At 69.0% G+C, this 4,516-nt stretch carries 2 protein-coding genes; both read left to right on the forward strand.

All coding sequences use genetic code 11. From position 1 onward, the window contains the following. On the forward strand, window positions 1-430 hold a 430-nt coding region (locus F8271_RS30000), incomplete at its 5' end, for a discoidin domain-containing protein (protein WP_192580520.1). 189 nt (window positions 431-619) lie between these two features. After that, window positions 620-4,297: a discoidin domain-containing protein gene (locus F8271_RS30005; RefSeq protein ID WP_151493170.1), complete on the forward strand. Its 3,678-nt coding sequence runs from the start codon at window positions 620-622 to the stop codon at window positions 4,295-4,297. The last annotated feature ends 219 nt before the right edge of the window (window positions 4,298-4,516 follow it).

The raw sequence follows: 4,516 nt of genomic DNA on the forward strand, positions 1-4,516 counted from the left end.
CCCGCCGCCCACCGGCAACCTGGCGGCCGGGCGCCCGATCACCGAGACCAGCCACTCCGACGTGTACGCGGCGTCCAACGCGGTGGACGGCAACCCGAACACCTACTGGGAGAGCGCGAACAACGCGTTCCCGCAGTCGGTGACGGTGGACCTGGGCGCCACTCGAACGGTGTCCCGGGTCGTGCTGAAGCTGCCACCGTCATCGGCCTGGCAGACCCGCACCCAGACGATGTCGGTGCTCGGCTCCGCCGACGGCTCGTCGTTCTCCACCGTGAAGGCGTCCGCCGGCTACACCTTCAACCCGGCCAGCGGCAACACCGTCACCGTGACCTTCACGGCGACCAGCCAGCGGTACCTGCGGCTGACCGTGACCGGCAACAGCGGCTGGCCGGCCGGTCAGCTCAGCGAGTTCGAGGTCTATTCCAGCTAGACCGGCGGCCCCCGCCCCGCCAGGGCGGGGGCCACCCGGTCCCGGCGACCCGGGTGCAGCGCCGCCCCGGGCCGGCCAGAATCCCGTCCCCCAACCGTCCCCCACCTGTCGCGGCACGACGGGCGTACCCCGGCACCCGTCACCGGGCAACGCACCACACCCCACCCCCGAAAGAGGTGTAGCGACCCCATGTCCAGAACCGGTACCAGACGAGGCACCCCGCCGAGCGGCGCGCCCCGAACCAGCCGCAGGATCCTCGCCGGCGCGCTCGCCGGCCTGCTCCTCGCCACCGCCCCGGTCGTCACCCCCACGGCCAGCGCCGCACCGGCGGTCGACGCGTCCGCGTCCGCCGCCCGGATGGCCCTGCTCGCCGGGCTCTCCGCCACCATGACCGCCAGCAGCTACAACCAGAACTACGTGGCGGGCAACGCCAACGACGGCAGCGCGTCGACCTACTGGGAGAGCGCGAACAACGCGTTCCCGCAGTGGATCCAGGCCGACCTCGGCGCCACGGTCAACGTGGACCGGGTGGTGCTGAAGCTGCCGCCCTCCTCGGACTGGCAGACGCGTACGCAGACGCTGTCGGTGCTGGGCTCGACCAACGGCTCGTCCTTCACCACCCTGAAGGCGTCCGCCGGCTACACCTTCAACCCGAGCAGCGGCAACACCGCGACCGTCAGCTTCACCGCCGCCAGCACCCGCTACGTACGGGTGCAGGTCACCGGCAACACCGGCTGGCCGGCCGCGCAGTTCTCCGAGGTTGAGGTGTACGGCGCCAGCGGCAGCACGGACACCCAGGCGCCGAGTGTCCCCGGCAACCTCGCCTACACCCAGCCCGCCAGCGGGCAGGTCCGGCTCACCTGGTCGGCGTCCACCGACAACGTCGGGGTGACCGGCTACGACGTGTACGGCAACGGTGGGCTGCGCGGCAGCGTCAGCGGCTCGACGCTGACGTACACCGACAGTCAGCCCGACAGCGCCACGGTCTCGTACTACGTGCGGGCCAGGGACGCGGCCGGCAACCAGTCGGCGAACAGCAACACCGTGACCCGGACCGGCACCGGCACCCCGCCGACCGGTACCAACCTGGCGGTCGGTAAGCCGATCACCGCCTCCGGGTACGTGCACACGTTCGTGGCGACCAACGCCAACGACAACAACGTGGCCACCTACTGGGAGGGCAACGGCAACCCGAGCACGCTGACCGTGCAGCTCGGCGCGAACGCCAGCCTCAGCCAGGTCGTGCTGAAGCTCAACCCGGACTCGGCCTGGGGTACGCGTACCCAGAACATCACTGTGCTCGGCCGGGACCAGGGCTCGTCGACGTTCACCACCCTGGTCGGCGCGGCGAACTACACGTTCAACCCGTCCAGCGGCAACACGGTGACCATCCCGGTCTCCGCTGCGGCGGCCGACGTGCGGCTGTCGATCGCCTCGAACACCGGCGCACCGGCCGGGCAGGTCGCCGAGTTCCAGGTCTTCGGCACTCCGGCGCCGAACCCGGACCTGACCGTCACCGGCATGTCGTTCAGCCCGTCCGCACCGGTGGAGACCAGCACCATCACCCTCTCGGCCACCGTGCGCAACGCCGGATCGGCGGCCTCGGCGGCGACCAACGTCAACTTCTACCTGGGCTCCACCCGGGTGGGCACCGCGTCCGTCGGTGGCCTCGCGGCCGGCGCCTCGACCACCGTCAACGCCAGCATCGGCACCCGGGACGCGGGCAGCTACCCGCTCAGCGCGAAGGTCGACGAGTCGAACACGGTCGTCGAGCAGGACGACACCAACAACAGCTACACGAACCCCAGCCCGCTGGTGGTCAGCGCGGTCGCCAGCGCCGACCTGGTCGCCTCGGCGGTCGCCTGGTCACCGGGCAACCCGTCGGCCGGCAACACGGTCACCTTCTCGGTGTCCATCCGTAACGCCGGCAACCAGGCGTCCACCTCGGGTGCGCACGGCATCACGCTCACCGTGCTCAACGAGTCCGGCACCGCGGTCCGTACCCTGACCGGCTCGTACTCCGGTGTGATCAACGCCGGGGCCACGGTCGGCCCGATCACCCTGGGCACCTGGACGGCCGCGAACGGCAAGTACACCGTCCGGGTGGTGCTCGCCGCCGACGCCAACGAGCTGCCGGTCAAGCAGGCCAACAACACCAGCGACCGCCCGCTCTTCGTGGGGCGCGGCGCCAACCTCGGCTACGACATGTACGAGGCCGAGGACGGCACGACCGGCGGCGGTGCCGGGCAGGTCGGGCCGAACCGGGAGATCGGCAACCTCGGCGGTGAGGCGTCCGGACGTCGCGCGGTCACCCTGAACAGCACCGGCGCGTACGTCGAGTGGACCACCCGGGCGGCGACCAACACCCTGGTCACCCGCTTCTCCATCCCCGACGCGCCGGGTGGTGGAGGCATCGATTCGACGTTGAACATCTATGTCAACGGCACCCTGCACAAGCCGGTCAACCTGACCTCCAAGCACATCTGGCTCTACGGCGCGGAGGCCGGCCCGAGTGACTCGCCGAGCGCCGGCCCGCCTCGCCACCTGTACGACGAGGCCAACGTGATGTTGAACTCGACCATCCCGGCCGGCAGCAAGATCCGCTTGCAGAAGGACCCGGCCAACACCACCACGTACGCGATCGACTTCATCAACCTGGAGCTGGTCGCACCACGGGCCAACCCGGACCCGTCCCGCTACCGGGTGCCGAGCGGTTTCAGCCACCAGGACGTCCAGAACGCGCTGGACGCGGTCCGGATGGACACCACCGGCAACCTCATCGGTGTCTACCTGCCGGCCGGCACGTACGAGACCGCGCAGAAGCTCCAGGTGTACGGCAAGCCGATCACGGTGACCGGCGCGGGCATGTGGTACACCCGCTTCCAGACGCCGACCGGCCAGCAGAACACCGACGCGGGCTTCCGGGTGGAGTCCTCGGCCAGCGGGTCGACCTTCTCGTACCTGGCCTTCTTCGGCAACTACACCAACCGCATCGACGGGCCGGGCAAGGTCTGGGGTGAGCTGAAGGACGTCGACAACATGACCCTGGACAGCGTCTGGGTCGAGCACACCGTCTGCGCGTACTGGGGGGTGAGCGTCAGCGGGCTGACCATCCGCAACAGCCGCTTCCGCAACACCTTCGCCGATGGTGTGAACCTGACCAACGGCAGCACCAACAACCTGGTCACCAACACCGAGGGGCGGTCGAACGGCGATGACGCGTTCGCCCTCTTCTCGGCCACCGACCAGGGCGCGTCGACCGGCAACAACGGCAACGTGTTCGAGAACCTCACCGCCACGTTGACGTGGCGGGCGGCCGGGCTGGCGGTCTACGGCGGCTACAACAACATCTTCCGCAACCTGTACATCGCGGACATGTTGACGTACTCCGGGATCACCATCAGCTCGCTGGACTTCGGCTACCCGTTCATCGGCTTCGGAGCCAGCCCACCGACCCAGTTCCAGAACATCTCGATCATCCGGGCGGGTGGCCATTTCTGGGGCTCCCAGACGTTCCCCGCGATCTGGGTCTTCTCCGCCTCGAAGGAGTTCCGCGGCATCCGGGTGTCCGACGTGGACATCGTCGACCCGACGTACTCGGGAATCATGTTCCAGACCAAGTACACCGGATCGCAGCCGGAGAACCCGATCACCGACACGGTGTTCACCAACATCTCGATCAGCGGTGCCCGCAAGAGCGGTGACGCGTTCGACGCGAAGTCGGGCTTCGCCGTCTGGGCCAACGAGATGCCGGAACCCGGTCAGGGCCCGGCGGTCGGCTCGGTCACCTTCAACAACCTGCAGTTGAGCAACAACGCCGTGGACATCCGCAACACCACGTCGACCTTCACCATCAACCGCAACTGAGCTAGCCCTGCATTCCGCACGTGGGTGATCGTGGGCGGGTTTCGGCGCGGCGGGTTGGTGGTGAGGGTGGCTGATGGCAGCGTGCCGGGCTGTGAGACAGCGTGCGCGGTTCGGGTTGCCGTCGGTGGAGAAGGCGTTGGGGTCGTTGCCGTTGGTCGCGGCGTTCGGTTCTCGGCTGCGGATTCGTGACGTTATCGACGGGTTGTGTCCGGTTGATGA

The sequence above is a fragment of the Micromonospora sp. ALFpr18c genome (assembly GCF_008868155.1).
Classification (GTDB): domain Bacteria; phylum Actinomycetota; class Actinomycetes; order Mycobacteriales; family Micromonosporaceae; genus Micromonospora.